General features: G+C 66.9%; 22 protein-coding genes. 6 read left to right on the top strand and 16 right to left on the bottom strand.

The genetic code is table 11. The annotated features are described in order from the left end of the window. Window positions 1-35: 35 nt before the first annotated feature. The 6 genes from ASF87_RS12375 to ASF87_RS12350 are packed head-to-tail and all read right to left on the bottom strand — an operon-like array spanning window position 36 to window position 7,742. The gene (locus ASF87_RS12375) at window positions 36-1,157 is read right to left on the bottom strand and encodes an acyltransferase family protein (protein WP_056376215.1); all 1,122 of its coding nucleotides are present in this window, start codon (window positions 1,155-1,157) and stop codon (window positions 36-38) included. After that, the gene (locus ASF87_RS12370; protein WP_056376214.1) at window positions 1,154-2,290 is read right to left on the bottom strand and encodes an NAD-dependent epimerase/dehydratase family protein; all 1,137 of its coding nucleotides are present in this window, start codon (window positions 2,288-2,290) and stop codon (window positions 1,154-1,156) included. Before ASF87_RS12370 ends, ASF87_RS12375 begins: the two co-directional genes overlap by 4 nt. A gap of 53 nt (window positions 2,291-2,343) precedes the next feature. Continuing rightward, window positions 2,344-3,234 carry a glycosyltransferase family 2 protein gene (locus ASF87_RS12365; protein ID WP_056376213.1) on the bottom strand — a complete coding sequence of 297 codons (891 nt, stop codon included), beginning with the start codon at window positions 3,232-3,234 and terminating at the stop codon, window positions 2,344-2,346. 4 nt (window positions 3,235-3,238) lie between these two features. Beyond that, the gene (locus tag ASF87_RS12360; RefSeq protein ID WP_056376212.1) at window positions 3,239-5,164 is read right to left on the bottom strand and encodes a DUF6541 family protein; all 1,926 of its coding nucleotides are present in this window, start codon (window positions 5,162-5,164) and stop codon (window positions 3,239-3,241) included. After that, a complete protein-coding gene (locus tag ASF87_RS12355; protein ID WP_235558941.1) occupies window positions 5,161-6,060 on the bottom strand; it encodes a glycosyltransferase family 2 protein in 900 nt (299 codons plus the stop codon). The genes ASF87_RS12360 and ASF87_RS12355 overlap by 4 nt, the downstream gene beginning before the upstream one ends. Further along, window positions 6,057-7,742, bottom strand: a complete 1,686-nt coding sequence (locus ASF87_RS12350) for a glycosyltransferase (RefSeq protein ID WP_056376210.1) — start codon at window positions 7,740-7,742, stop codon at window positions 6,057-6,059. Before ASF87_RS12350 ends, ASF87_RS12355 begins: the two co-directional genes overlap by 4 nt. A gap of 230 nt (window positions 7,743-7,972) precedes the next feature. Between ASF87_RS12350 and ASF87_RS12345 the strand changes: the two genes are divergently transcribed. Then, window positions 7,973-8,806 (top strand): ABC transporter permease, encoded by an 834-nt coding sequence (locus ASF87_RS12345; RefSeq protein ID WP_056376501.1) that lies wholly within the window; start codon window positions 7,973-7,975, stop codon window positions 8,804-8,806. Further along, the gene (locus tag ASF87_RS12340) at window positions 8,790-9,533 is read left to right on the top strand and encodes an ABC transporter ATP-binding protein (protein ID WP_056376209.1); all 744 of its coding nucleotides are present in this window, start codon (window positions 8,790-8,792) and stop codon (window positions 9,531-9,533) included. The genes ASF87_RS12345 and ASF87_RS12340 overlap by 17 nt, the downstream gene beginning before the upstream one ends. Before the next feature lie 36 nt (window positions 9,534-9,569). Here the strand turns inward: ASF87_RS12340 and ASF87_RS12335 are convergent, their stop codons facing one another. Continuing rightward, window positions 9,570-10,643 (bottom strand): glycosyltransferase, encoded by a 1,074-nt coding sequence (locus ASF87_RS12335; protein ID WP_056376208.1) that lies wholly within the window; start codon window positions 10,641-10,643, stop codon window positions 9,570-9,572. Window positions 10,644-10,752: 109 nt separating this feature from the next. Here ASF87_RS12335 and ASF87_RS12330 point away from each other — a divergent pair, with 109 nt between their 5' ends. Continuing rightward, a complete protein-coding gene (locus ASF87_RS12330; RefSeq protein ID WP_056376207.1) occupies window positions 10,753-12,513 on the top strand; it encodes a DUF4012 domain-containing protein in 1,761 nt (586 codons plus the stop codon). Between the two features lie 143 nt (window positions 12,514-12,656). After that, window positions 12,657-13,238, top strand: coding sequence for a hypothetical protein (locus ASF87_RS12325; protein ID WP_056376206.1), 582 nt, complete (start codon window positions 12,657-12,659; stop codon window positions 13,236-13,238). 235 nt (window positions 13,239-13,473) lie between these two features. On the opposite strand, the gene ASF87_RS12320 is transcribed toward ASF87_RS12325, so the two are convergent. From ASF87_RS12320 to ASF87_RS12295, 6 genes are all read right to left on the bottom strand, one after another. Further along, window positions 13,474-14,928 (bottom strand): LCP family protein, encoded by a 1,455-nt coding sequence (locus tag ASF87_RS12320; protein ID WP_056376205.1) that lies wholly within the window; start codon window positions 14,926-14,928, stop codon window positions 13,474-13,476. Then, on the bottom strand, window positions 14,925-15,392 hold the full coding sequence (purE, locus tag ASF87_RS12315) for a 5-(carboxyamino)imidazole ribonucleotide mutase (RefSeq protein ID WP_056376500.1): 468 nt from the start codon (window positions 15,390-15,392) through the stop codon (window positions 14,925-14,927). The genes ASF87_RS12320 and purE overlap by 4 nt, the downstream gene beginning before the upstream one ends. Window positions 15,393-15,501: 109 nt before the next feature. Further along, on the bottom strand, window positions 15,502-16,653 hold the full coding sequence (locus tag ASF87_RS12310; protein ID WP_082508858.1) for a 5-(carboxyamino)imidazole ribonucleotide synthase: 1,152 nt from the start codon (window positions 16,651-16,653) through the stop codon (window positions 15,502-15,504). A gap of 63 nt (window positions 16,654-16,716) precedes the next feature. Next, window positions 16,717-17,271, bottom strand: coding sequence for a PH domain-containing protein (locus ASF87_RS12305; RefSeq protein ID WP_056376203.1), 555 nt, complete (start codon window positions 17,269-17,271; stop codon window positions 16,717-16,719). 57 nt (window positions 17,272-17,328) lie between these two features. Continuing rightward, a complete protein-coding gene (locus ASF87_RS12300; RefSeq protein WP_056376202.1) occupies window positions 17,329-18,090 on the bottom strand; it encodes a biotin--[acetyl-CoA-carboxylase] ligase in 762 nt (253 codons plus the stop codon). Between the two features lie 2 nt (window positions 18,091-18,092). Further along, window positions 18,093-19,376 (bottom strand): CDP-glycerol glycerophosphotransferase family protein, encoded by a 1,284-nt coding sequence (locus tag ASF87_RS12295; protein WP_042541970.1) that lies wholly within the window; start codon window positions 19,374-19,376, stop codon window positions 18,093-18,095. A 151-nt stretch (window positions 19,377-19,527) separates the two neighbouring features. Between ASF87_RS12295 and ASF87_RS12290 the strand changes: the two genes are divergently transcribed. Continuing rightward, on the top strand, window positions 19,528-20,553 hold the full coding sequence (locus ASF87_RS12290) for a glycosyltransferase (RefSeq protein ID WP_056376499.1): 1,026 nt from the start codon (window positions 19,528-19,530) through the stop codon (window positions 20,551-20,553). Window positions 20,554-20,578: 25 nt separating this feature from the next. On the opposite strand, the gene ASF87_RS12285 is transcribed toward ASF87_RS12290, so the two are convergent. The 3 genes from ASF87_RS12285 to ASF87_RS12275 are packed head-to-tail and all read right to left on the bottom strand — an operon-like array spanning window position 20,579 to window position 24,950. Continuing rightward, the gene (locus ASF87_RS12285) at window positions 20,579-22,015 is read right to left on the bottom strand and encodes a CDP-glycerol glycerophosphotransferase family protein (RefSeq protein ID WP_056376201.1); all 1,437 of its coding nucleotides are present in this window, start codon (window positions 22,013-22,015) and stop codon (window positions 20,579-20,581) included. Continuing rightward, window positions 22,012-23,265 (bottom strand): CDP-glycerol glycerophosphotransferase family protein, encoded by a 1,254-nt coding sequence (locus tag ASF87_RS12280; protein ID WP_056376200.1) that lies wholly within the window; start codon window positions 23,263-23,265, stop codon window positions 22,012-22,014. Before ASF87_RS12280 ends, ASF87_RS12285 begins: the two co-directional genes overlap by 4 nt. 53 nt (window positions 23,266-23,318) lie before the next feature. Beyond that, window positions 23,319-24,950: a S1C family serine protease gene (locus ASF87_RS12275; RefSeq protein ID WP_056376199.1), complete on the bottom strand. Its 1,632-nt coding sequence runs from the start codon at window positions 24,948-24,950 to the stop codon at window positions 23,319-23,321. A 100-nt stretch (window positions 24,951-25,050) separates the two neighbouring features. On the opposite strand from ASF87_RS12275, the gene ASF87_RS12270 reads away from it, so the two are divergent. Next, complete coding sequence (locus tag ASF87_RS12270) at window positions 25,051-26,250, top strand: aminotransferase class I/II-fold pyridoxal phosphate-dependent enzyme (RefSeq protein ID WP_056376198.1); 1,200 nt, start codon at window positions 25,051-25,053, stop codon at window positions 26,248-26,250. The last annotated feature ends 13 nt before the right edge of the window (window positions 26,251-26,263 follow it).

The following is a 26,263-nucleotide window of genomic DNA, read 5'->3' as shown; positions in this document are numbered from 1 at the left end:
GTCCCAGCGCGACCACGCGGTCGACCGCAGCGTGGTCAGGTGCCTGTAGTGGTCTCCGCGGACGTCGGCACCGATGAGGTGGATTCGACGGACTCGCGCTCCCGATCTCGTGGTCCGCGCACGAGCCGGATGAAGTGTCGCTCCACCAGCACCCAGCTCAACCATCCCAGCGCGAACGTCACGGCCGTCGTGATGACGATGTAGACAGCGAGTCCCCAACGCGCGCCACCCAGTATCAGGACCAGTTGCTGGACGGGCCACGCGTAGATGTAGAAGCCGTAGGACACGTCGTTGTGCGCGATCCAGGAGGGCTGCGGGATGATCGTCGACAGATAGAGCAGCGCGTATCCCAAGAGCGGCGCGGCCAACGGTCCGCCCAGCACAGGCACGAAGACCATCAGCGCCGCTGCAGCGGGGATCGCGAGGATGCCGGCCAGGGGGACGATCCCCCTGCGCTCGACGAAGAGGTACATCAGTGAGCCGCCGAGGAAGTATGGGACGAGGCGCACGAAAAGCGAGAAGTCCTCGTCGAGGCCCCCGGTATGACCCAGCGCGACGGTCGCACGAAGTGCCACCGAGACCAGCCAGAGCGACGCGACGAGAGCGATCGAGCGTCGGTAGATCGCCAGCCCGCCCAGCAGCCACACGACGAGGTAGCAGAGGAACTCGAAATACAGCGTCCAGAGCGAGCCGTTCCAGGCGTTCGGATACGGCACCGTCGCAAGCGACTCACCGATCTGGTACTGGTCGATGTGAAGGAACAGGTTTCCCCACACGTACTCCAGGGGCGTCGGGCCCGTCGTGAGGAACCCGTCGAACGTTCCTTTCGTCAGCAGGAGAGCCACCGGTGCGAAGACGAATGCCGTCACGAGCAGGCAGACCACGAACGCGGGCAGAATCCGCGCGATGCGGTGCAGGAGGAAGGTCCCTGCATCCGATCGGAATCGTGAGCGCGTGATCAGGAACCCGCTCAGCACGAAGAACCCGATCACCGCCCAGCCGCCCAGGTTCTCACCGTTGAACCCGGGGCTGTCCGAGCGGCCGACGATGTAGAAGGCGTGCGCGAAGAGCACCAGGAACGCCAGAATCAGACGAAAGAGATTGAGGCTGTTGTCACGGTAGGGGAACTTCTCTGCCCGCAGGAGCGGATGCGTCACTTCAGGAGATTCCTCTTGCTCATCTCATCGAGCGAACGCTGATATCCGTCTACCTCGATCGGCTCCGACAGCACCCATTCGACGAATGCACGCAGCCCCTCGCGGAACTCCGTCCGGGGAGTGAAGCCGAGCACCTCCTTGAGACGACTCGTGTCGGCGACATTGTGTCGTATGTCACCGAGGCGGTAGTTGCCGGACACTCGTGTCGGGACGTCCCGTCCGAAGGCGTCGAAGAGCGCGGCGACGACTTCGTTGACAGTCGTGGCGACCCCGGATCCGACATTGAAGGTCTGTCCGGCCGCTCGTGGATCGGTCGCCGCCAGGAATGTCGCCTCGACGACATCGTCGATGTACACGAAGTCTCGGCTCTCCTCGCCGTCCTCGAAGATGTTGATTTCTTTGCCCTGGCGGATCAGAGTCGAGAAGATCGACAGGATTCCCGTGTAGGGGTTCTTGAGCGACTGCCCGGGTCCGTACACGTTCTGATATCGAACAGAGACGCTGTCCTTGCCGATCGTCGGCGCCACGGTCATCACCAGCGACTCCTGCATCTGCTTGGTGATTCCGTACACGCTCGACGGATGAAGCTTGGCGTCTTCGTCGGTGGGCACGAGCGAGAGGACTCCCTCTCCTGGGTGGTGCACATCGAAGTCTCCAGCCGCCATGTCCGCGTCTGCGCGGTGACCTGGATACACCAGTCGTCCGTCTCCGGTCCGGTACGCGCCCTCCCCGTAAATGGATCGGGACGACGCGATGACGACGCGATGCACGGAGTTGGGTTCGTTCGCGAGCACATCGAGTAGCTTCGCCGTTCCGCCCACGTTGGTCTCGACATAGCGGTCGATCTCATACATCGACTGACCCGTGCCGGTCTCGGCCGCGAGATGCACCACGACAGTGGCGCCTTCGAGCGCACGGCGGAGGTCGTCGGTCGACGTCACGGTGCCCTCGATCACGTCCGCGATACCCCGCAGCGATCTCAGCAGGGGTGATGTCTGCTGCGGGTCATCCCCATGCACCTGGGGAATGAGCGAGTCGAGCACTGTGACCGCATGACCGTCCTGCGCGAACCGGGCGGCGAGACGCGTGCCGATGAAGCCCGCTCCTCCAGTGATCAATACATGCTCAGGCATCAGTGGGCCTCCGGGGATCCTTCGCCGGCGCGAAGTTCACGCCAGCCCGGCGCTCATATCGTGAAGATGTGCGCCAGCGTCGATTGTAGTCCAGCACGATTGCCGTGCATGATGACGCCGGGCAGCTCGGCGACCGCGTGCAGGCGCGACATGAGCCGGACACGGGCCGTACGTGCGGTCGCGTGCCAGCCGACAGCTCTCGCCAGCGCGAACGCTTGCCGGTAGTACGTGCGCTCGTCCCGGAAACGCCGACCGTCGAGGAGGGTCTTCTGCGATGCGCTCGAACCGTGTCGCCGGTAGGAGAAGACGACCTCGGGCACGTAGGCGAGAGAGCCGCCATCGAAGGCGATGTCCATCAGTAGGGCGAGATCCTGGATGATCGGCAGACCGTCACGGAAATCGATCCGCTTGAGAGTCGAGGTGCGGAAGGTCAGCGAGGGCCAATACAGCCAGTCCCCCCGGATCAGACTCGTCGCCATCTGCGCTCCCGTGAGGACAGCGATCCCCCCTGTGGTCTTCGGGGCGAGGACTCGCTGCTTGACGCGGTCGACGAGAGGCACGACTTCGCGCCCGTGCTCGTCGATGACAAGGACTCCCGGCTGGATGACGTCGACACCCGGTACGCGGTTCGCCGCTGCCTTCACGACTCGCAAGTACTCGGGGTGCATGAGATCGTCGCACCCGAGGATTGTGACGAAATCGCTGGACGCCCGCCGAATCGCCTCCCGGTAGTTCTCGGTGATGCCCAGGTTCGTCTGATTTCTCGAATACTCGATCCGCGGATCGCCGAGCGTGGCGAAGTACTCGGCGACGCTCTCATCCGGGTAGCAGTCGTCGATGACGACCATCCGCCAGTCCGGGTCGCTCTGGACTCGGACGGATTCGATCGTCTCGAACAGGAGTGCGGGTTCGCCCCAGAAAGGGACGAAGATCTCGTGAGTCACCGTGTCAACATCCTGTCACTTCGTAGAGCTTCGCTCGCCCCTCGGCGTCGACGAGCGTGACCGCATCAGATGCGGCCAGACGTCGAAGACCGGCGAAGTCATGGCGCGCCCCGTGGATCTCCTGGGTACCGAAGTCCAACACGTAGCTAGTGCCGGTTCGTTCGACCGCATCGCACACTGCCGAGCCGGGCTCCGCATCGGCCAGGTCGTCGAGGATGAGCTGTTGATCCTCCGAGAGACTGGTGAGGGTATGCGGCATCGTGACGTGGCGGTCGGCGTAAGCGTAGGCGAGTCCGGCACCCGTCCACGCGCTGCCTGCGATCACGGCATCCTCAGGAGTCTCCTCAGACAGTCGTTCCAGCAGCTCGAGCTCATCGAACGAGATCAGCCGGGACTCGTCGCCGTACGCATAGACGGCTGCCACGAATCTGACCGCCTGCTGGTTCGCATAGAGCTGTCCGCCGAGGAGCACGACCCCGACCCCGACGATGCCCCCGGCTACTACTCTGCGGCGAGCTCCTTCGGTGGCGAGCAGACCGCGGATCCAGCGGAACAGAATAAGGCCTCCGAACGCCGCGATCGGCACCACGAGCATAGGCAGCAGCGCAGCAAGCCGGGGAGCGTTGTTGTACCACGCCCCTGTGAGCAGATCCCTCAGCTCCGGCCACACCATGGCACTGGACACGACGTAGAGAACGACGACCACGAGATACAGAGCGATCGGCAGTGCCGACGACAGACTGCGCCTTCGAATGAGACCCGCCGTGCCGATGACGAGGAGAACCACAGCGACCCAGCTCACGTTTCCGTAGGTCGGAGACAGTGTGATCGCCTGCCCGATCGCCTGTCCGATCGTCTGATCCACCGGCCATCCGCGAGCCTCTTCGGCGGGCTTCAAAACCGTCCAAGCGACCGCCGCCAGAGCCAGCGCCAGCGCGAAGAAGACAGTGTTGCGGATGAGCGCTCCGCGTGCGGGAGAGCCGAGGACGAACTTCACGTAGGCGAACCCCGCTGTCACGATCGCCAGGACGATCCATGCGACGAAAGCACCGGGGTGCGCGATGATGACGCCGGGCAGCCCGCCCAGCAGCGCGATGAGGAGCGTTCCCTTGCTGAGTCCTGACGCGGAAGATCCGAAACCGAGCAGCTCGATCGTCGCTGCCAGCACAGCGGGAAGGAGGCTCAACGCGAGGAAGTAGGGATAGAGCACGCCGTAGTCGATCAGCATGATCGGGAACACCGGGATGATGGCAGCGACCACCCCGGCGGTCAGCGTCACGAGCGGGTGGCCTCCGACCATGACTCGCGTGAGCAGCAGCACCGACGCCGGCCAGACGAGGGCTGCCACCGCGATCATCGAGGCGTTCGACGCGATCATGATCGAAGTGCCGGTCGTCTCGGCGACCAGCGCGACGAAGGCGTGCCACCCATCCGGATAGAACCACAGCCCTCCTTCGGGGCTTGTCATTCCGCCGACTGTCAGAGGAGAGGCCGAGCCGGTGTCCATGATGTAGCGCACGGCATTCAGATGGAAGATGTTGTCGAACGTCTGCGAGATGTTGTTCGGATCGCCGACGATCAGGATCAGCTGCAGCGAGAGGAGCACACCGGCTGCGACCAGCGCCCACACCGTCGCACGGGGGGTGTGCGGAGAAGGAGTCGCAGGCTCCGAGCTGCGCAGCAGCCTGCCGAGGATGCCAGCGATGACCATCACCACGACGGCCGTCACGGCGACGGGGAGCACCGTCCATCGAATCCCGACGAGCGGGGTCCACAGAGAGGCGAGGACGATGACGGTGACCGACGCCGGCGCAGCGAACGCCCAGGCCCACAGGCCGCGCAGGGAGAGAAGCCGGGCGATGAGATACCCCGGAGCTGCGAGCAGCGCGGCCGCCGTGATCAATGGCAGAAGCGCAGAGATCCAGCTCACGCCGCCTCCGCCTCTGGGTACTTGATCTTCGGGTTGAAGGTGATGCCCTTCAACCACTTGCCGAGCAGCTTCGCGCGCAGATCCAGCGGAACGCGGCCGCGGTGAAGGCTCACGAAGAGTCGCGCACCGAACTCCACGAAGTAGAGGAACCCGCGGTGGTGCAGCTGCCAGGAAGCCTCGTTGCGCACGCCGTACGAGAACTTCCACAGGCTCTTGCGGTCGACCATCGCGAAGTTCACGCCTCGGTTGTCACCCATGTCATGGACGACGACGCTGTCGAGCACCTGCACACCGGGGCAGCGCGCGGTGAGGCGAAGCGTGTACTCCCGGTCGTCGAACCAGATGAAGTAATCGGAATAGGGAAGTCCATACTCCGCGATGGCCCACCGCGGGATGAGCACCGAGACGAACGAGCACGCGGTCACCATGACGTTCTTCTGCCCCTTGACGAGCAGGCGTCCCCAGTCCCACGTGGTCACCGGGTTGTTCATCTCGCAGATGCTGCCGTCGGTGAACTCGACCACCGAGCATGCGAAGGGCACGTCGCCGCCGAGCTCCTTGACCGCCCCGTCGAAACCGGCGATGAGGCTCGCGAGGGCTTCCGGCTTCGGATAGCAGTCGTCGTCCATGATCCAGACGTGATCCGCACCGGACGCGTATCCGCGCAGCATCCCCTCCGAGAATCCGCCCGCTCCCCCGGAGTTGGTCGACATGGTCACCACTTCGAGGGGCACCGCTGTCTCGAGCGCGGCCAGGTACTCCGCCGTGCCGTCGGTCGAGGCGTTGTCGATCACGAACAGCGTCTCGACCGGGTGCGTCTGCGCCTCGATCGATGCGATCACGGTCTTCAGCTTCTCGAGCCGATTGAACGTGACGACCACTCCAGCGACACTCACCACGAGCCCACCTCTTCCTTGAACCATGAACTCGCGGACTGCTGAGACAGCAGCTTCTTCTCAGCCTTGCGCTCCTTGCGCCACAGCGCTTCTCTCGCCTCTTCGTCGTTGACGAGCGGGGCAACCGCGTCGGCGAGCCTGCGTGCGGCGAGGCGCGCATAACGAGGAACCAGAGCCGACTCCGGAATGATGTCTCTCTGGGCACCGACATCCGTGGAGATCACCGGCACTCCGTGAGCGATCGCCTCGAGCGTCGTGAGAGTGAGGCCTTCGTTGTGGGAGGCGACCACGAGCACGTGGGCTTCGTCGAGCGTCTCAGAGACGGGGGTGTCTGAGGTGCGCCGGATGATGTCGGTCCCCAGCCCCTCGGCCTCGATGATGTCATCGACCCAGCTCGACAACTCCCCGCCACCGTGGAGGATGAAACGCAGCGAGTACCCCTGCCGCTTCAGCCTTCGCGCCATCGTGATGAAGACCTCCGGCGCCTTCTGCCGTGCCATCCGGCCGATGAACGCGACGGTGAACTGCTCCCCCGCGGCCCGCGGGCGGAACACGGCATCCTTCGGCTTCACGGTGAGTCCGCCGAGCGGTGCCATGACCACGCGATCGGCAGGGATCCGCTGCACGTCCGTCATCCAGCGGGCGAGGCTCGGAGAGATCACGTGGTGCGTGGTGATCGACTTCGATGCGATCGCACTGCTCAGTGGATAGCCGCCGCCCGTGTACTCGACGATGTGCGTGCTGTCGATGATCGGGATGCCGGGGCGCGAGGCCGCGATCCACGCCACCCGGTCGTACAGCCACTGATTGTGATGGATGACGACACCGCGCACGTCGAAGGTGCGCAGCAGCGATCGGAGAAGCGGTTCGACGCCGGCCGTCTGAGACTGGACGGTGGGCTCTGAGAAGGGGATGAGCAGCGCCCCGTCGAGCTCGGGACGAGTGACCCACGGCTGGTGGGAGTCCCGATTCGTCAGCACGATCGGGAGCAGACCCGCCTCGCGCACGAGACGCACGGTCTCGAATGCCCAGAGCTCGGCGCCGCCGAGCTCGAACCAGTGGAGGCCGATGATCACGGCCTTCTGCGCCCCTTCGGGGGCGGGGCCGGCCGGCACGATCACCTCGTCCTCGTGCGCACCCCCACGGCGGAACTCCGCCTCATAGTCGCGAGGCTCGATCGCGGTCGTGAGCTTGCGTCGGAATCTGAGCAGCGAGAGATCGCGCGCATCGTCATAGAGGAGCGGAGCGCGCGACTTGACACTCCGTGCGATCCCGCCGATGAGACCAGGGCGCTGCGGGCGGTAGGGATCGGAGTCGAGAACGCCGTCGGACGACACGTGGAGATGCCTGGTGGGCGACGCCACGAGTCGGGCTGAGGCAGCCTCCGTGCGTTCGGGCTCGCGCTCTTCGACGGAGACCGAGCTGACGATGTCGAAGCTCTCGATCCGGTGACGGTTGTTCCGAGAGAGTCCGTCGAACGTGCTGTCGTCGGTCAGTCGAGGCGTCGTCTCCACCGAGCCGTCGTAGAGATGGATCCGAAGCGTCCGCTGAGGCGCCATCAGCGCGTGGAAGTTCAGCGCACCGACGAGAAGACGACGTTCGCGCTCCGACAGATTCGCACCCGTCTGCGGGTCCTCGAATCGGAAGAGTGCAGGCTGATCGAGAGCTTGAAGAGGTGTCACGGATACAGTTTGCTTTCGGATCGACGGACGCACGAGACCTCCGCGATCCTACCAGCGACCGTCCCTGTGACCCTGGGTTGAGCCTGTGCTGTGCGTTCGCGGCTTCCCCATCGATCTGCCAGGGACGATGCGCCAGGGATCGTATGATTGCTCTCGGTGCGCCCGAGACCGTCGGCGCGTCGGAAGGTGGAATCGCGGTGCAACAGGCTCGCACAGCCGACGACCAGAGAATGACGACTCCTGGCGCGAATCGAGGGCTCCTCGAGGTCTTCCGGCAAAGGCATCTGCTCTCGCTCATCGTGCGCAAGGAAGTGCAGATCCGCTATCGGGGATCCATCTTCGGGTGGCTCTGGTCGTATGTGAAGCCCCTCGTGCAGTTCGTCGTGTTCTTCGTCGCGATCGGCGTCTTCCTCGGTCTGAACGATCGGGTCGACTTCTTCCCGATCTACCTGCTCTCGGGCATCACGGTGGTGACCTTCTTCAACGAGGCGTTCTCCAACGGCACCCGCTCGCTGGTCGACAACGCGGCGCTGATCAAGAAGATCTACCTGCCCCGCGAGATGTTCCCGATCGCGAGCATGATGATCGCCGCCGTGAACACGGTGCCGCAGATCATCGTCGTGATCGGGATCTCGCTGTTCTTCGGGTGGGCGCCCACGTTCGCATCGCTCGGTGCGATCCTTCTCGCGCTCGTCATCATCGCCGTTCTCGCCAGCGGGCTCGGTCTCTTCTTCGGTTCGATCAACGTGACGTTCCGCGATGCGCAGAGCTTCGTCGAGATCATCGTGATGATCGCGATCTGGGCCTCTCCGGTGATGTACGAGTGGACCCAGGTCGCACGCGTCGTCCCCGAGTGGCTCTTCGTCCTCTATCGACTGAACCCGATCACCGCCGCCGTCGAGCTGTTCCACTACGGAGTCTGGTTCCCGCTCGGACCCGACGCTTCCCCGATCCCCGACGTGTGGATGTACGGGCTCATCGCACTCGTGACGTCACTCATCGCGCTGGTCATCGGCCAGCTCGTCTTCCGCCGACTGGAGGGCCGCTTTGCCCAAGACCTCTGATACGCAGCCTCTCCCGCGGATCATCATCGACGACGTCCACAAGACCTTCAAGCTCCGGCACACGCACTCGATCAAAGAGACGGCTCTCGCGGCGATCCGCCGCAAGCCTCTGACGACGGACTTCCACGCCCTGGACGGCGTCTCGTTCGAGATCCAGCAGGGCGAATCCGTCGCTCTTCTCGGGTTCAACGGATCCGGAAAGTCGACGATGCTCAAGCTGATCTCCGGGGTGCTCGAACCGGATGCCGGCACCGTGCTCACTCGCGGCCGCGTCGCCGGCCTGATCGAGGTCGGCGCGGGGTTCCACCCGGATCTGTCCGGACGAGAGAACATCTTCCTCAATGCCGCGATCCTGGGCATGACCAAGAAGGAGACCGAGGCGCGGTACGACGAGATCGTCGCGTTCAGCGAGATCGAGCAGTTCATCGACACCGAGGTGAAGCACTACTCATCCGGCATGTTCCTCAGACTCGCCTTCTCCGTGGCGATCCACACCGAGATGGATGTGCTGCTGATCGACGAGATCCTCTCCGTCGGCGACGAGCCGTTCCAGAAGAAATGCCTCGCCCGCGTCCGCGAACTGCACGCCCAGGGCAAGACTCTCGTCGTCGTCAGCCACGATCTCAACATGGTCTCGAACCTGTGCGATCGCGGCATCCTGCTTCAGAAGGGCAAGGTGCGCTTCGACGGCCCGAGCGCGGAGGCCGTCGAGGTCATGCGCTCCTGAGCAGACCATGACGCCCGAGGCCGGAGCTCTCGGGGATCACAGGTCCGCGTGCAGTCCCCACACGCGTTCGGCCGCGCCGAGCCACGAGAAAGACCGCGACCGGTCGGCGCCGAGCACGCTCAGGCGACGCGAGCCGTCACCGACCGCGTCAGCCACGGCCTCGGCGATGTCCGTCGGCTCGGCGATCACTCCCCCGTCGGCGATCACGTCGCGGTGTACTCCGCTCTCGACGGCGACCACGGGCACGCCGAGTGTCATCGCCTCGACAGCACGCCAGGGCCACTCGGCGCGTGGGCTCGTCGCCACCAGAGCGGACGCGCCTGCGAGGACGGCTGCCCGATCTTCGACCGACAGCGATCCGCGGATGTGCGCTTTCGATTCGGACAGTCCTGCGGCCGCTGCGACCTCGGCCAACCTCGGCTCGGAGCCTTCTGGCGCGTCGAGCACGACGGCTTCCTTGCCCGCTGCGATCGCCGCCCGGAAACCGTGCTCGAGCGAATCGGCGGAGCCCGTGAGCACCAGATAGCCCGCGGGCAGAGACAGGGAGGCTCGTCGTGCGGTCGCGTCGAACGGGACCACGAGGCCGCACGGGGCAGCACCGGGGATGACGCGGATCCGTCCGCTCAGCTTCGCGATCTCCGCCAGGCGCGCGCCGACGGCGTGCGAGGGCACGACGACGGCATCCGCGTGCTTGACGGCTCGCTTCAGCATCGCCCGCTGCCAGGCGACGGCGGTCTTCGAGAGAGAGTCCGGCTCTTCCCACGCCTGCAGATCCCACAGCGTCACGGTCGTCTGATCGTGGTCGTGCAGGCGATCGTGCCGCACCAACGGGGCCATCAGCGTCGGCGAATGGATGAGACCTCCGCCGACCCCCCGCACGATCCCCAGCTGCCACGACGCCGCGAGCTCACGGCGCGCGAGCGACAGTCTGCGCACATCCGCAAGACCGGGGATCGGCACCTCGACGCCGGAGGGGACGATCGCCTCGACATCGCACCCGGAGGGGGCTGTCGAGATCAGCGCCGCGGTGAGGTCGGATGCCGCTGATGCGTGATCCGCGTGCACGACATGCGTCAGCTGATCCAGAACCACACGCAGCCGAGCACCCATGCGACAACAGTAATCGCCCGACCGCCCTGAACCTGGGAGCGTGACCGCGAGCGACGAGGATCGGACAGCTCCGCACCCCCGATATGTCGCTTCGTGCTTGAATGCAGGGGTGAGTGACGGACGCCTGCCTGTACGTCGTCGGTGGTTGCGGTGGACCATCGGCGTGATCGTGATCTTCCTCGTGCTCGCGGTCGGCTGGGTCGCCATCCGCGGCATCGGTGCCGTGAACAACCTGCAGGAGGTCGCGGCGTCGTCATCGAAGCTCAAGCAGGCGATCCGCCAGGGCGACCTCGAGAAGGCAGCATCCCTGTCCTCCCGCATCGCCCACCATGCGGAGTCGGCCCACGACCTGACATCCGATCCGATCTGGCTCGGATTCGGACTGCTGCCGTGGCTCGGTCCGAACTTCTCGGCGGTGAGCGAGGTTGCCGAGATCGCCGACGACGTCGCCTCGGATGCTCTCGTCCCCGTTCTGGAGGCCGCTGATTCACTCGACCTCGCGAGCCTGGGGCTCTCGGGCGGAGCAGTCGATCTGACGCCTTTCGCGCAGATCGAGCCCTCTCTCGCTGAGGCCAGCGCGACGCTGACGTCGGCTGAGACACGGGCCCTAGGGATCGATGCCGACGCGACCCTGCCGCCGCTCGCCGATGCAGTGCGCGAGATGAGATCGACCGTCACGCAGGCCGCCACGGTGGTCGGAGCGCTGCACGGCGCATCCGCGCTGCTGCCGAGCATGCTCGGCGCCGAAGGACCCCGGAACTACGTGCTCGCCATGCAGAACAACGCCGAGCTGCGATCGTCCGGTGGCATCATCGGTGCCATCGCGCTCCTTCACGCTGAGGACGGCCGAATCACGCTCGTGCAGCAGGCCTCCGTCCCGGACTTCCCCGCCCTCGACACTCCGATCCCGCTCAGCGAATCGACCGTCGCCCTCTTCGAGGATCGTCCGGGTCGCTACATGCAGAACCTGACGAGCATCCCCGACTTCACCGAGGCGGGACCCGCGATCGCGAAGCGATGGCAGGACCGCTTCGGGCAGCCCGTCGACGGTGTCATCGCGGTCGACGCCGTGATGACCGAGAACCTCGTCGCAGCCACAGGACCGCTCGCGTTCGGGCCGTTCACCGCCACCGAAGACACCGTGGTCGACCTGCTGCTCTCCGAGATCTACGCCGCGGTGCCCGATCCTCTCGCACAGGACGAGATCTTCTCGCAAGCGGCGGGAGCGCTTCTCTCCGCTGCGCTGACCGAGGCGGATCCGAAGGATCTCGTCGCCGCTCTCTCGGCGTCAGCCGATGAGCGACGCATCCGTATCTGGAGCGCTCATGAGGAGGAGGAGGCGATCCTGTCCGCGTCCACTCTCGGTGGGGCGCTGCCGGAAGACGACACTCAGACCCACGTGGGCGTCCTGTTGAACGACACCACCGGCGGCAAGATGGACTTCTATGCCGGTGCCGCCATCACAACCTCGATCGGCACCTGTGACGGCGAGCAGACCACGCAGGTGACTGTGACCTGGAAGAACGATGCACCTGCCGACGCCGGGACATCTCTGCCGCCCTACGTGACCGCTGACGGGTTCTACGGAGTACCTGCCGGGTCGACCCGGACGCTCGTGACCGTGTACGGCCCCGAAGGTGCGACTCCGTCTCACATCGACCGCGACGGAGAAGAGGTGGGCGTGCAGACGGCTCTGCTCGGCTCCCGATCGGCGGTTCAGCAGGAGGTCCTCCTGGCCCCGGGGGAATCGTCGAAGATCACCGTCGAATTCCAGGGAACCGGGGCTGGAGAACGACTGACGGTGGTCGACCACACGCCCATGGTGAACACTCCGGAGACATCTCGCGAGCAACTGCGATGCGCCTCGTGACTTTCCCGATTCCATGATGTAGTGTCAGTCCCACTGGGGAATATCTGGGTTCTGCAATTCTGTCGTGGGGACAGGAAGAACTCACGCAGTCGAATGCAGGGGTGTATTCGAGGGCGATTCCGCGTGTATTTCTGGGGAGAATCATGCTGAAGAAATTGGCTGCCATCAGCCTTACCGCTGGCGTACTCGTGCTCATGGCACCTGCTGTCGCCTCTGCCGCGCCGGTCGTTCCGACCGAGTCGGACTCGTACGCGGGCACGCCGCGCGTGAGCGTCGATGATCCGATCATCGACATCTGCGAAGTGTCCACTGTCGCGTTCGGCGCAGGCTACTTCCTGCCGTCCGAGAACGTCGGTGTGTCCGTCTCCGGCCTCAACGCCGGCGACTCGGCCGTCTCGGGCAACACTGCGGCCGCCGACGGCAGCCTCGTGGTCACGTTCCGCCCGCCGTCCGACGGAGAGGGCTCCTACGCCCTGGCCTTCAGCGGTTCGCGGTCGTACACGGCGACCATCACGGTCTCGCACGGCCATGACTCCGCCGTGAGCTGCGACCACGACCCCGGGGTCGCCTCCGCGGGCACAGAGCTTCCGCTCACCGGCGGCGGGCTCGAGCTCGCACTCACGGGCGGCAGCGTGTCGCCGTGGGTTCTCGGAGGTGGGGCAGCCGCACTCGTTGCTGGTGGAGTGCTCGTCGCGACAGGCGTCACACGCCGCAAGCGCGCCTAGATCAGATTCCCGCTCTCAGCGGGAGTCGACTGGACGACGGTGATCCCTCCCCCTCCGATCACCGTCGTCTGGTGAATCCGGTCATGCACCGGAGGCCCACGGCCACCACCTTCACTCTCAGGTGGTGGCCGTGGGCTCACTCATGCGTTCGTACGTGATCGAACCATGCCGACGCCACTCGCGGCATCGCGGCCAACGACCGCCGACAGCGGGTCGACGACCACGGCGCGGCCGATCACGGCGTCGGGGTCGGGGTCTCCGTCGGAGGATGCAGCGTCTGCTGCATCTTCTCGTGAATGAAGCCGTAGTCCGGAGCATGTTCGTCAACACCCTGATCGGGGGTGAGCTCGACCGTCGTGACAGGCTGCTCACGAGCCTTGGTCATTAGGTCGAAGAACTCGGGCAGCTTGTCCTGAGGCAGATCGGTGCTGATCAGCGCTGTTCCCGCGGAAGCCACCTCGTTGAACCGCGTGAGCACGGTCTGCGGCGTGAACTGCGCGAGAATCGCCTCCTGCAGCTCGCGCTGGCGCTTCATGCGGTCCCAGTCGCTCGTCGTATAGCGCGATCGCGCATACCACTGGGCGGTGTCGCCGTCCATGTGCTGCTGCCCGACCTCGATCCAGCCGATCGCCCACGCATCCACGTCGTAGGGGTCCGTGCCCTCGGGCGGACCACCCTTGGGAAGCCGTTCCGTGACGTTGATGTCCACGCCGCCGAGCGCGTCGACGAGCGCCGCGAAACCGTGCATGTCGACGAAGACGTAGTACGGGATCTCGATGCCGAGAACACCTTCGGCCGCATCCTTGGTGGCCTCGATGCCCGCATCAGAACCGTGTGCCGCAGCATCCGGATACAGGGAGGTGCCGTTGTCGTCGCGGCAGATCTCCGCGGCATTGCGCACGTGGTTCATCCAGCCGTTCCATCCGCACGAGCTCGAGCTGTGACCCTCGAAGCCGTTCGGGTACAGCGCCTGCATCGGGCTTCCCTCGCTGAAGGGAGCATTGGGAAGCTCCCGGGGGATGCCGGTGATCGTGACGGCGCCGGTGGTCGCGTTCACCGAGACCACCGAGATGCTGTCGAACCTCATCGAGTCGCGGCCCTCACCGCTGTCCGCTCCGAGCAGCAGGATGTTGTAGTACCCCTCGCTCGGCGGCAGACTCGGCCCGCTCTGGCCGAAGATCGTGTTGATCGTGCCCCGCGCGGTGCCGACATAGGACGCGGCGTATCCGGTGCCCGTTCCGACGAGACCGAGCAGAAGAAGGGCGACGAGGGGGATCGCGAATTTCGAGGGACCAGGGACTCTGATCAGTCTGACGAGACGCAGAACGTCGAAGGTGAGCACCGCCCACAGCACGAGGTAGGCGATCAGCAGCACCTGAACGAGCGTGAGGACGACCGCCGAGAACCAGCCGCCACCGACGGTGAGCCACAGCAGCACCGGCCGCGCGAACAGCGCCAAACCCGCACCCACGATCACGAGGAACCACGCGAGCAGCGTCGCTCCGAGACCGATGCGCCCGAGCCGGCGATTGCCGGCCAGCACCTGAGCAGAACCGGGCACGAGCAGGTTCAACAGCACCAGCCACCAGCCGCGCTTGGTCATCATCCCCGGATCCGCGGTGTTCGGATGCCGCAGCGGGCGGGTCTCGATCAGCGGTCGCGCCGACCCTCGCGGCGGCGCAAGGGTCACAGGGACCCCTTCAGCCGATCGTTCTTCTCCTCGACCTGCGCTTCGAGATCCAGCGCGTACGCCTCGATGCGATCGGCGAGGTCGTCGTCGGAGGTGCCGAGAATACGTGCGGCGAGGATACCCGCGTTGCGCGCTCCCGCGATCGACACCGTCGCGACAGGGATGCCGGCGGGCATCTGCACGATCGACAGGAGCGAGTCCATCCCGTCGAGGTAGGCGAGAGGCACGGGGACGCCGATGACCGGCAGCGCCGTCATCGAGGCGAGCATCCCAGGAAGATGTGCGGCGCCACCGGCGCCTGCGATGATCACTCGGATGCCGCGACCGCGCGCTTCCCTCGCGTACTGCATGAGCTTGTCAGGGGTGCGGTGCGCCGAGACGACCTCCACCTCGTGCGGGATCCCGAAGTCCGTCAGCGACTGAGAGGCATCGCTCATCACGCGCCAGTCGGAGTCGGATCCCATGACGACGCCGACGAGGGGCGCGGTGGAGGAGTGCAATGGCTCAGTCACCCACTCAGGCTACGGTCTGGTGCTGGGAGAAACCCCGAACGGCACACCCCTCGACGCACCCTCAGTCGAAGTGAGCCGCTGCCGCACGGGCCACGTACACCGCATCGTCGAGGTCGTCGCCTGTCACGTTCACGTGTCCGACCTTGCGGCCAGGACGCGGGGCCTTTCCGTAGGTGTGGATCTTGGCCGACGGATGCGCCTCCATCGCTCCCGCGAAACGTTCGCCGAGCGAGCCGCTCTGCGGCCCTCCGAGGATGTTCACCATCACGGACCAGGGTGCGTGAGGCGCGGTGTCGCCGAGGGGCAGATCGGCGACCGCACGCAGATGCTGCTCGAACTGTCCGGTCACGGCGCCGTCCTGGCTCCAGTGGCCGCTGTTGTGCGGGCGCATCGCCAGCTCGTTCACGAGGATCCGCTCGTCGTCGGTCTCGAAGAGCTCGACCGCGAGCATGCCCGTGACCCCGAGTCCTTCGGCGATCGACCGCCCGATCTCTTCGGCGACCTGGGCGAGACGGTCGGTCGCATGCGGCGCCGGCGCGATCACCTCGGCGCACACGCCCTCGCGCTGCACGGTCTCGACGACCGGATAGGCGACGATCTGGCCGCTGGGACGGCGGGCGACCTGCTGCGCGAGCTCGCGAACGAATCCGACCAGCTCCTCCACCAGCAGAGCCTCGCCGTCGGCGAGCCCGTCGAGCCAGTCCTGAGCCTCGCTCGCCGCTCGGACGACGCGCACGCCCTTGCCGTCGTAGCCACCGCGCGGCGTCTTCACGACACCCTGCCCGTCGTGCGCGTCGAGGAACGCCTGCAGCTCGGACGCATCGCGAACCGGTGCCCAGTCGGGCTGAGGAACGCCGAGTTCTTCGAGCCGCGCCCGCATGAGGAGCTTGTCCTGGGCGAACTGCAGAGCATCGGGCCCGGGGTGCACTGCGACGCCCTCGGCGACGAGAGCCCGCAGCACCTGCTGAGGGACATGCTCGTGGTCGAAGGTGACGACGTCGACGTCTGCGACGAACGCGCGGACGACCTCCAGGTCGTGGTAGTCGCCGACCGCGGTCGCGGCGAGCTGCGCCGCCATCCCCTCGTCTTCAGCGAGCACCCTCAGGTCGAGTCCGAGCTCGACCGCCGAAGCGATCATCATCCGAGCCAGCTGGCCTCCACCGATCACACCAACGCGCAGCGCCATGGGCCGCCTCCATTTCGTCCTGACCATTCTCGCGCATCGGCGCGCACGCCGTTCACTCGTCGCGCCGACCACGTCGAAGCGAGGCTCTGCTCAGAACCCCACGGTCCCGTCGTTGCCCGCCTGCGCATCGCGGTGCGCCAGGATCTGACTGACCTCGATCTGATCCGCCAGCGTCTCGTGCACGAGCGTCACGTTCGGGACGTTGGCGAGGCGCAGCGGCGCGTCGACCCCGTTGGACAGGGTGATAGTGCCGACTCCCCACATCCGCTGGATCACGCCGCGACGGACGCCGATCGTATAGCCGCGAGCGTGCGACATCTCCTGCCTGTTGCGCGCACCGATGCCGTGGTTCACGATGACCCGCCGCGTGGTGAGCGTCACCGAACGCGAGTACCAGACGACCCAGGGCACGACCACCAGCAGGAGGACGATTGCTGCGGCCGCGCTCAGCAGCATCCAGTTCTCGAACGGCGCCGGGAGATTGTCATAGAAGAAGGTCGTGGCCCCGAACACCGCGACCAGCACCAGCGCGGACCAGAACAGCCTCCGGGCGTGTGCGCGGAACCGAGCGATGAGCAGTTCTTCGGCGGGCGCACCCGGCGGTGGCATCGTCGGCCTTCCGCCGAGAGTCACGGGCTGAGTCACCCCTCCATTGTGCCCGTAACCGCCGACATCGCCGCTCGCACGCCGGGCGTGTCAGGCTCACGCCGGCCGGACGTGCACCACATCGCCCGCGGAGATCGGCCGCTCAGCGCCCTCCGCCAGCACCAGCAGTCGACCCTCGGCATCCAGTCCTGTGGCGGTTCCGACGAGCACGGAGTCGCCGGGGAGCAAGACCTTCACGTCGAGACCGATCGTCGCGCAGCGCTCGCTCGCCGCGGCATGAAGGCCGCTCGCGACGGCATCGCCCGCTGCGGCGAGGTCGGCGACCAGCTGGTCGAGCGCTCGCAGATAGGTGGCGAGCAGCCGATCGGCGTCGACCTCGACGCCGATCACGGCGAAGGAGGTCGCCGTCGGCACCGGCAGCTGAGACGCTGTCATCGCCGTGTTCACACCCGTTCCCACGACCACGGAATCCTGTGTCGCCTGCGCCAGGATCCCGCAGATCTTGCGACCGTCGACCAGCACATCGTTCGGCCACTTGACTGCCACCGCGTGGTCGGGAAGCTGCTCGGCGATCGCATCCGCCATCGCCACCCCGGCCGCGAGCGGGATCCAGCCGCGCGTATCGGCCGACGGCAACCTCCGCAGCAGAACGGAGACGGCGAGCGACGCGCCCGGCGCGGCCGTCCAGGAGCGGCCGAGTCGACCGCGACCCGCCGTCTGGTTGTCGGTGAGGAGCACCGACAGGTGCGGCCTCGAGAACGACTCGCGCGCGCGTTCGCTCAGGATCTCATTGGTCGAGCCCGCGTCGGTCAGCACCTCGAGATGCGACGCGACTGCAGCGGTGAGCGGAAGGTCCATCGTCAGACCTCCTCTTCGTCGGCCTCTTCGTCGTCGTCGTCCTCGTCGCCGCGCACCGCCCCGACCTCGTGCGCCTGCCACTGATCCCACTCCTTCATGAGGCGCTCGATCGCGGCGTGGAACTTCTCGGTCGCGGCACCCGGCGTCGTGTCGCCGAAGTAGTGCTGCACCCACATGCGCAGCCTGGCGATGGCCACCTCGTCGGCACGGACGCGTTCGACCTCGGCGACGATGTCCCCCGCAGCGTCTGCGCTGAGCCACTCGCAGTCCGACAGATAGCCGTTGGTGTCGATCGACGCACGCTCGTCTGCCGGTCGCGTGATCATCAGCGGCTTGCCCACGGCCAGGCGGTCGTAGACCATCGCCGAGATGTCGACGACTGCGACATCGGCGGCAGCCAGCTGCCATCCGAGCTCCGCCCCGTTGTCGTACACGTGCTGGGCCGTGGGGTCGGCGGCGTTCGCCGCGGCGATGGCCGCGATGATGCGACGGTGCGCTGCGCCGTACTCGTCGTCGATGACCCCGCTTCGGGGGTGCGGCCGGTAGATCACGCGGTGACCGCGGGACGCGAGCAGCGTGGTGACCAGGGTCTCGCCATGCGTGGCGATCGACCCGTAGTGCGCGCTCGGGCGGTCGCCTTCCCACGTCGGGGCATAGAGCACGACCGTGCGCTCGTCGGGCACGTACGGGAGCGTCCCCGAGTAGTGGTCCGCCTGCGGGCGGCCGATCTCGATCGTGCGCCGATCGATGTCCCAGTCCCAGAGCGTCCGCGACAGACGGTCGCGTGCGGCCTGCCCGGCGACAAGCGCATAGTCATACGCCTTGTACTGATTCGTGGTCATGTACATCTTGTCGGACTCGCCGTGGTTGATGAACACGTGCCAGCGCCTGCCGTAGCGGAACATCTGGAAGTTGCGGGTGTTCTGGTTCACGTACAGGACGACACGGATGTCCTGCGATGAGATGAACCTCTCGAGGTCACGGATCGTGGGGACGAAGGCGACCGGGGGGCCGTCCTCGTCGAGCAGCTTGTCGGCACCCGTCGCCGAACGGGACAGCACGACGACCGGCCACCGCTTCGACAGCTCGGCGAGCGGGCGGTACCACTGCCGCATCTGGTACATGTTCACGTCGCCGTCGGCGAAGTACACCGCCACCTGGTAGTGCTCCGGCTGGTGCGGTTCGCGTTCGGCGAGGCGCCGTCGCACTCGCTGTACAGCCTTGCGCGAGGCGAGCGCCCGCTTCAGCAGACGGTAGGCCTTCTTCACGTCGGACACTGCACCCATCCCTCCAGGATACCGAGTACCAGGGGTCGAGCCGACGGCTTCCCCGAGACCCTCGCTGTCTCGAATCAGCGAACGTCCGAGCAGCGCATGCCATGATCGTCATGTGCCTGACAACGACATCGCCACCCCCGAGAACGGAGTGTCGTTCGTCATGCCCGTGCTCAACGAACGCGCCTACCTGCAGCACGCGATCGCCTCCGTGCTGGCGCAGGAGCTGAGCGTTCCGGCCGAGCTCGTGCTCGCGCTCGGACCGTCCACCGATGGCACGACGGAACTCGCTCAGCGTCTCGCAGCGGAAGACGACCGGATCCGGCTCGTCGACAACCCCGCCGCGCACATCCCGGTCGGATTGAACGCGGCGATCCGGGCCAGCCGCTTCGCGACGATCGTCCGCGTCGACGCGCATTCCGAGCTCGCTCCCGGGTACGCGGCGCTCGCGCTCCAGACCCTCGAGCGCACGGGCGCTGCCAACGTCGGCGGCGTGATGCGCGCTGACGGCCGCACACCGTTCCAGACGTCGGTGGCGCGCCTCTACAACTCGCCGGTCGGTCTCGGTGGCGGCGCGTATCACGGTGGCACTCACGAGGGTGAAGCCGAATCCGCGTACCTCGGCGTCATGCGCCGGACGGTGCTCGAAGAAGTGGGGCTCTTCGACGAGTCGATCCGCCGCGGCGAGGACTGGGAGCTCAATCTCCGGATCCGCCAGGCAGGTCACCTCGTCTGGTTCGACCCGAACCTCTCCGTGACCTACTGGCCACGCGAGAGCTGGCTGCGCCTCGCGCGTCAGTTCCGGGCGACCGGAGCATGGCGCGGCGAGCTCGTGCGCCGATACGGGCGTCGCAACGGCATCCGCTTCTTCGCTCCCCCTGCGCTGGTGGTCCTCGTCGCCGTCGCCGTCGTCACCGGGATCCTTCAGCTCACCGGCGTCCTCACCGGAGTGCTCTCGCTGATCGTCTCGGCCGTCGTCTATCTGCCGCTGGTGGCCTACCTCATTCTGGTGATCGTCGTCGCCTGCCTGCCCGGCGGGGGCGGCCCACGGCAGAGGCTCTGGACGCTGCTCGTGCTCCCGACCATGCACCTCTCGTGGGGCCTCGGGTTCCTCGGCGGCGTGCTGCGCGGTGCTCGCGACACCGTCGACGCATCGCGTCTCGGCACCCGCAATACGCCACTCCCCTAGCGCACCGCCGACGCCGCGGGGCGATTCACCTGGTGACGTACCCCTGATCGAGGATGCGCGCGACGACCCGCTCCGCCGAGTGCCCGTCGTCCCGCGAGTTGAACTGCGCCCGCCAGGCGGCGTAGCGCTCGGCGTAGACGCTCTCATGCGCGCTGTCGGCGAGCGCGGTGACGAGTTCGTCCTGGGAGTGCACGAGCGGCCCCGGCGCGCGCGTTGCGAGATCGAAGTAGAACCCTCGGAGCTCTCCTCGGTAGTGATCGAGGTCCGGCACGAGGAAGAACATCGGCTTCCCCGTGACGCTGAAATCGAACATCACCGACGAGTAGTCGGTGATCAGGACGTCGGCCGCGAGCAGGAGCTTCGAGGTCTCGGGATACCCCGTGACATCGATGACACGGGCACCGGCTCGATCCCGCCCGGTGTCGATCGTGCGCGAGTGACCACGCACGAGCACGACGGAGTCCGTCTGCCTGGCGAGCTCCTCCGGGTCGATGAAATCGACCATCTCGGTCAGATCATCGCGCCACGTGGGGGCGTACAGAAGCACCCGCTCGCCGTCGGCGATGCCGAGGTCGCCGCGGATGCCGGCGGCGTCACCGGTGACGAGTGCGTCGTTCCGCGGATACCCCTCGACCCAGATCGGTCGTCCGAAGAACGCGTATGCCTTGCGCAGAATGCGCTCGGAGTAGGTGTTCTGCGCCAGAAGCACGTCCCACCGGCGCGACTCCTTGACGACGGCCGCCATGCGGCGAGGGTCGAATCCTGGTCGGTGCAGCGCGAGCCGCTTCAGCGGAGTGCCGTGCCAGGTCTGGAGCACCTTCTGCCCCGGCTTGCGGACGAACCTGCGACGCAGCCAATCGTTGACGACCAGCAGCCGCGACGCTGCACGGGCCCGCCACCACTCGGGGCTGCCCTCGACGACCGCGATCGCCCCGTCCGGAACCGCCACGGACAGGTCGACGACACTCCAATAGCGCACGACATCCGGTGCCTGCGCGAAGAGGGCGCGGTCGATCGCCTGAGGGTTGCAGCCGACGGTGCGGCCGTAGAAGCTCTCGAAGAAGACCGCGTTCTCGGTGGCTCCGGGATGCGCGACATAGCGCCCCTCGAGGGTCGCCTGCCCCTCACTCGTCTCATACGCAGGGTCGATCGGTGCAGCGATCCGCACTGTCGCACCGTCGACGGCGATCCGCACACCCGCCAGCACCTCCGGGGCGATGAGGAGATCACCGAACTCGGCACCCGCGATGCGCAGCTCGTAGTTCCCCGTGGGAAGCGGCAGCTCCGCGCCGCCCCACCGCGACGCGCGCAGCGGGAACGTCGCCTTCCAGGTCTTTCCTCCGCCGGTGACCCGAGCGTCGACACGGGCCCGCGGCCCGATCAGCTCCGCCGTGGTCGGGCGCTGACCGGCGCCTGCGATGACCAGCGTCTCTGCCGCCTCATCGATCCTGGCCGTGGTCATGCTGCTCCCTTCGGCGCGGGGATCCCCCGCGCACGGATTTTCTCGTAGACGCGCCGGGTGTTGCCTCCGTCGCGGAAGGCGTGCATCTCCGCGCTGAGCGTACCGGAACGCTCGGACTGCGCGGCGAAGACGTCGTCATCGTCCAGCAGCGCCGACAGCCGCGGCAGAAGCGCGTCCCAGCTCGTCGGGGCGTCCTCGCCCGCGACGTCCTGGAATCGGCCGTAGAAGCCTCTCGTGCGGGCATAGTCCTCGGCGTCAGGGGCGAGGAAGAGCACCGGCATCCGCAGAAGGCCCACGTCATAGGCGAGCGACGAGTAGTCGGTGACCAGGACGTCGACCGCCGGCAGCACGGGCGTGATATCGGAGAGCACTCCGGATCCGAGCATCCTGACCCGTCGGCTGGGCAGCGGCGGCGCGTACCCGCCCTCGCCGAGCGGGTGGGAGCGAACGAGCAGCACAGCGTCACTCTCTTCGAGCACCCGGATGATCTGCACCCACTGGGCAGCCGTCGGAACCGCCGGGTCGTCAGCTCCGTCACGCCATGTCGGCGCATAGAGGATGATACGAGAACCGGTCGGCAGTCCGCCGAGCGCACGGTCCAGAACGTCGGATGCCCTCGCCCGACGCTCGATCGGGTCACCTGACGACAGCACGTCGACACGCGGCTCGCCGGTGACGACGACTCGGCCGTCACCGAGCGCGAAGGCCGACTCGAGACGCCCCCTCGAACGGTGCGACGCTGCCGGCAGCACTCGGATGCGCTGAGCCGCACGCCGGTAGAGGATGCCGATGAGGCGGCGCAGGACCGGAGCCCCGGGGATGTCCGGGACCTGGGTGGTCGCGGGCGAGTCCAGTCCGATGCGCTTGAGCGGGATGCCGTGCCACAGCTGCACGACGAAGGCACCGGACACCGCATAGCGGTTCACGTCGCCGAGTCCATGCGTCACCACGACGACGCCGGCGCGCGCCGTGGCCCACCAGCCTCGCAAGCTGCTTTTGCGCGTCGTGCGGATGCCGAGCGCCGCGGCGTCGTTCTCCTCCCGCTCGGAGGACGTCAGCCACACGGTGTCGTGCCCTTCTGCGGCGACGAGGCGCTGCAGGGCGAGAGCCCCGTCTCCGACGCCGGCCCCGCACCCGAACACCCAGCGCGTGCCACGAGGGATGACGAGCGTGCCGGCGCGACCTGCGAGGTAGCACGGTATCCGAAGCAGCTTGGCCGCATTGCCGGAGCCGAAAGAGAAGGACGCCACCCCGCGAGCCTATCGCGGGGTGACGCCCTTCTCCGTGAGCGGGATCGCCCGAGTCAGCCGGCGAGCTCGCCCAGGGTGACCTCGATCTCGTATTCCTTGCCTCCACGGATGTAGGTGACCTTCGCGTCGCTGCCCGCGGCGGCCGCGCGCACCTGCGCCGTGAGGTCGCTGGCGCTCGTGATGGGCACTCCGTTGAAGGCGGTCACGACATCGTCGGCCTTCAGCCCGCCGACCGCGGCAGCGCCGCCCCCGGTGACCTCGGCGATGTACGCCCCCGAGACGTCGGCGTTCTCGACGCTGGCGGCGTCTCTGACGGACGCTCCGAGCAGGCCGTGGCTGGCCGCACCATCGGCGATGATCTCCTCCGACACGCGCTGGGCGATGTTGGCGGGAATCGCGAACCCGATTCCGATCGAACCCGACTCCTCCGAGCTCCCGGAACTCGCGATCGCGACGTTGATGCCGATCAGCTCGCCCTTGGCGTTCACGAGCGCACCGCCGGAGTTCCCGTGGTTGATCGCCGCATCGGTCTGGATCACGGCGATCGAGATCGATTCCGAGCTCTGCTGCGAGGTGTTGCCAGGCAGATCGAACTGGAAGGGGCCTTCGCCCTCTTCGGGGGTCTCCTGCTCGTTCTGCGGAGCATCCTCCGACGACGAATCGGGGAGAGCGGACGACGCGATCTGGATGCTGCGGTTCAGGGCGCTGACGATGCCGGTCGTGACCGAGTTCGACAGACCGAGCGGCGCTCCCAGTGCCACCGCGGTGTCACCGACGTTGAGCTTCGACGAGTCGGCGAAGTCGATCGGAGTGAGATCCGTCGCATCCTCGAGCTTGATCACGGCGAGGTCGTAGATCGGGTCGGTCCCGACGACGGTCGCCGAGAAGATGCGGCCGTCAGAGGTGGTGACCCGGATCGTCGGATCGGCCACGGCCCCGCCGAGGGTCACCACGTGGGTGTTCGTGAGCACGTAGCCGTCGTCGCTGATGATGACGCCCGACCCGCTGCCACCCTGGTCGGACCCCGCCACCTCGATCGTGACGACCGACGGGAGTGCCTCGGTCGCGACGGCGGTGGTCTCGTTGACCGACCCGGGGTTGTTGACGGTGATGGTCTCGGGGCCCTGGGCGACGCCCGTCGACCCCTGATCCGAGATCCCGTTGAGGATCGCTCCGCCGCCGAACCCTGCGACGCCGCCGACGAGGGCGGCGGCGAGCACGATCGCGGCGAACTTCACTCCTGCGCGGGGCTTCGTCTCCTTGACCTTCGTGGAGCCATCGACCGGCTGGCCGGGCTCGGCTGCGGTGTGGAGACCGAATGCTGCACCGGGCGACGTCGCGGTCGGGCCGCCGACGGGTGCCTGGTGCTGTCCGGCCTGGGGTCCTGGCTGGTGCTGTCCGGCCAGGGGCCCTGCCTGATGTCCGGGAGCTCCGAAGTAGGGCTGGGGCACCGTCTGGGCCACGGGCGCGACCGGGGCGCTCGGAGCCTCGAATGCCGGTGCCTGCGACGACGTGAACGTCGGGGGGACGTGGTGTCCCTGGTACGGCCCCGGAGCGGCGACGGTGCCTAGGGTCTCAGCGGCGGCATCCGTCGTCGAACGGTCGACGACCTCTGCTGCCTCGGTGGACGGCGCTGCGTCATTCGACGCAGGTGCCGAGTGGTCCTGGGTGCTGTCTTCGTTCATGGTGTGTGCTCCTTCAACAACGCCCTCTTAGAGTGACGCCTGTATCTGTGCGTTTCGTATGGCGAAGATGAGTTTCACCTATGGCCTTAGCCTGTTCTTCATGAGTGTCATCCCCGGAGCATGGCGGCGCACGGCAGCGGGAGCCGGTCTGCTCGCACCAGACGGAAGCGTCGCGCCCACCATCTTCGCAGAGATGTCCGCTGCTGCGGCTCGAACCGGTGCGATCAATCTCGGGCAGGGGTTTCCTGACGAGGACGGCCCCGCGGAGGTGCTCGCGGCTGCCAGGGAGGCGATCTCCCGCGGGATGAATCAGTACCCGCCCGGCAGAGGGACCCCCGATCTGCTCGAAGCGATCAGCGAGCACCAGCGTCGCTTCTACGGACTGGACGTGGATCCCTCGCGCGAGGTGATCGTGACGGCCGGCGCGACAGAGGCGCTGACCGCGACTCTGCTCGCCCTCATCGACAGTGCGGACGACGAGGTCGTCGTCTTCGAGCCGTACTACGACTCCTATGCGGCCGCGGTCGCTCTCGCAGGTGCCCGACTGCGCACGGTGCCGTTGAGAGCCCCCTACTTCCAGCCGGATCTCGAGCGCCTGGCGGCCACGGTCTCCGACCGCACGCGCATCATCCTGATCAACGATCCCCATAATCCCACCGGTGCCGTCTTGGATCGCGAGGTGCTCGCGGAGGTCGTCCGTCTCGCGGAGCTGCACGACGCGATCATCGTCACGGACGAGGTCTACGAGCATCTTGCGTTCACAGGTCCGCACACCCCGATCGCGACACTCCCCGGCGCCGCAGAGCGCACGCTCACGATCTCGTCTGCGGGCAAGACGTTCTCGGCCACCGGCTGGAAGATCGGATGGGTGCACGGCCCCGCGGAGCTCATCACCGCGGTGCTGACGGTCAAGCAGTACCTGACGTATGTGAACGGCTCGCCCTTCCAGCCGGCCATCGCGGTGGGCCTGCGGCTCGGAGACGACTTCTTCGCGGGTGCCGCGGCGACGCTGGCGCACAAGCACGAGATCCTCGGCGAGGGACTTCGTGATGCGGGGTTCACCGTGTTCGCGCCGCAGGGCGGCTACTTCACCGTCGCCGACGCGTCAGCGCTCGGTGGAGCGGATGCGGCCGAATTCTGCCGCGCGCTCCCCGAGCGCGCGGGAGTGGTGGCGATCCCGCTGACTGCCTTCGTGTCGGAGGCACACCGGGAGGACTACGCCGGACTGGTGCGCTTCGCGGCGTGCAAACGCGTGGAGATCCTCCAGGAGGCGGCGACGAGGCTCGTGTCGAGCTTCTGACCTCTCGGCCGAG

The organism is Microbacterium sp. Leaf161 (assembly GCF_001423645.1).
Taxonomy (GTDB): Bacteria; Actinomycetota; Actinomycetes; order Actinomycetales; family Microbacteriaceae; genus Microbacterium; species Microbacterium forte.
The sequence above is the reverse complement of the archived record's forward strand: the minus strand, read 5'-3'. Positions and strand labels throughout refer to the sequence as shown.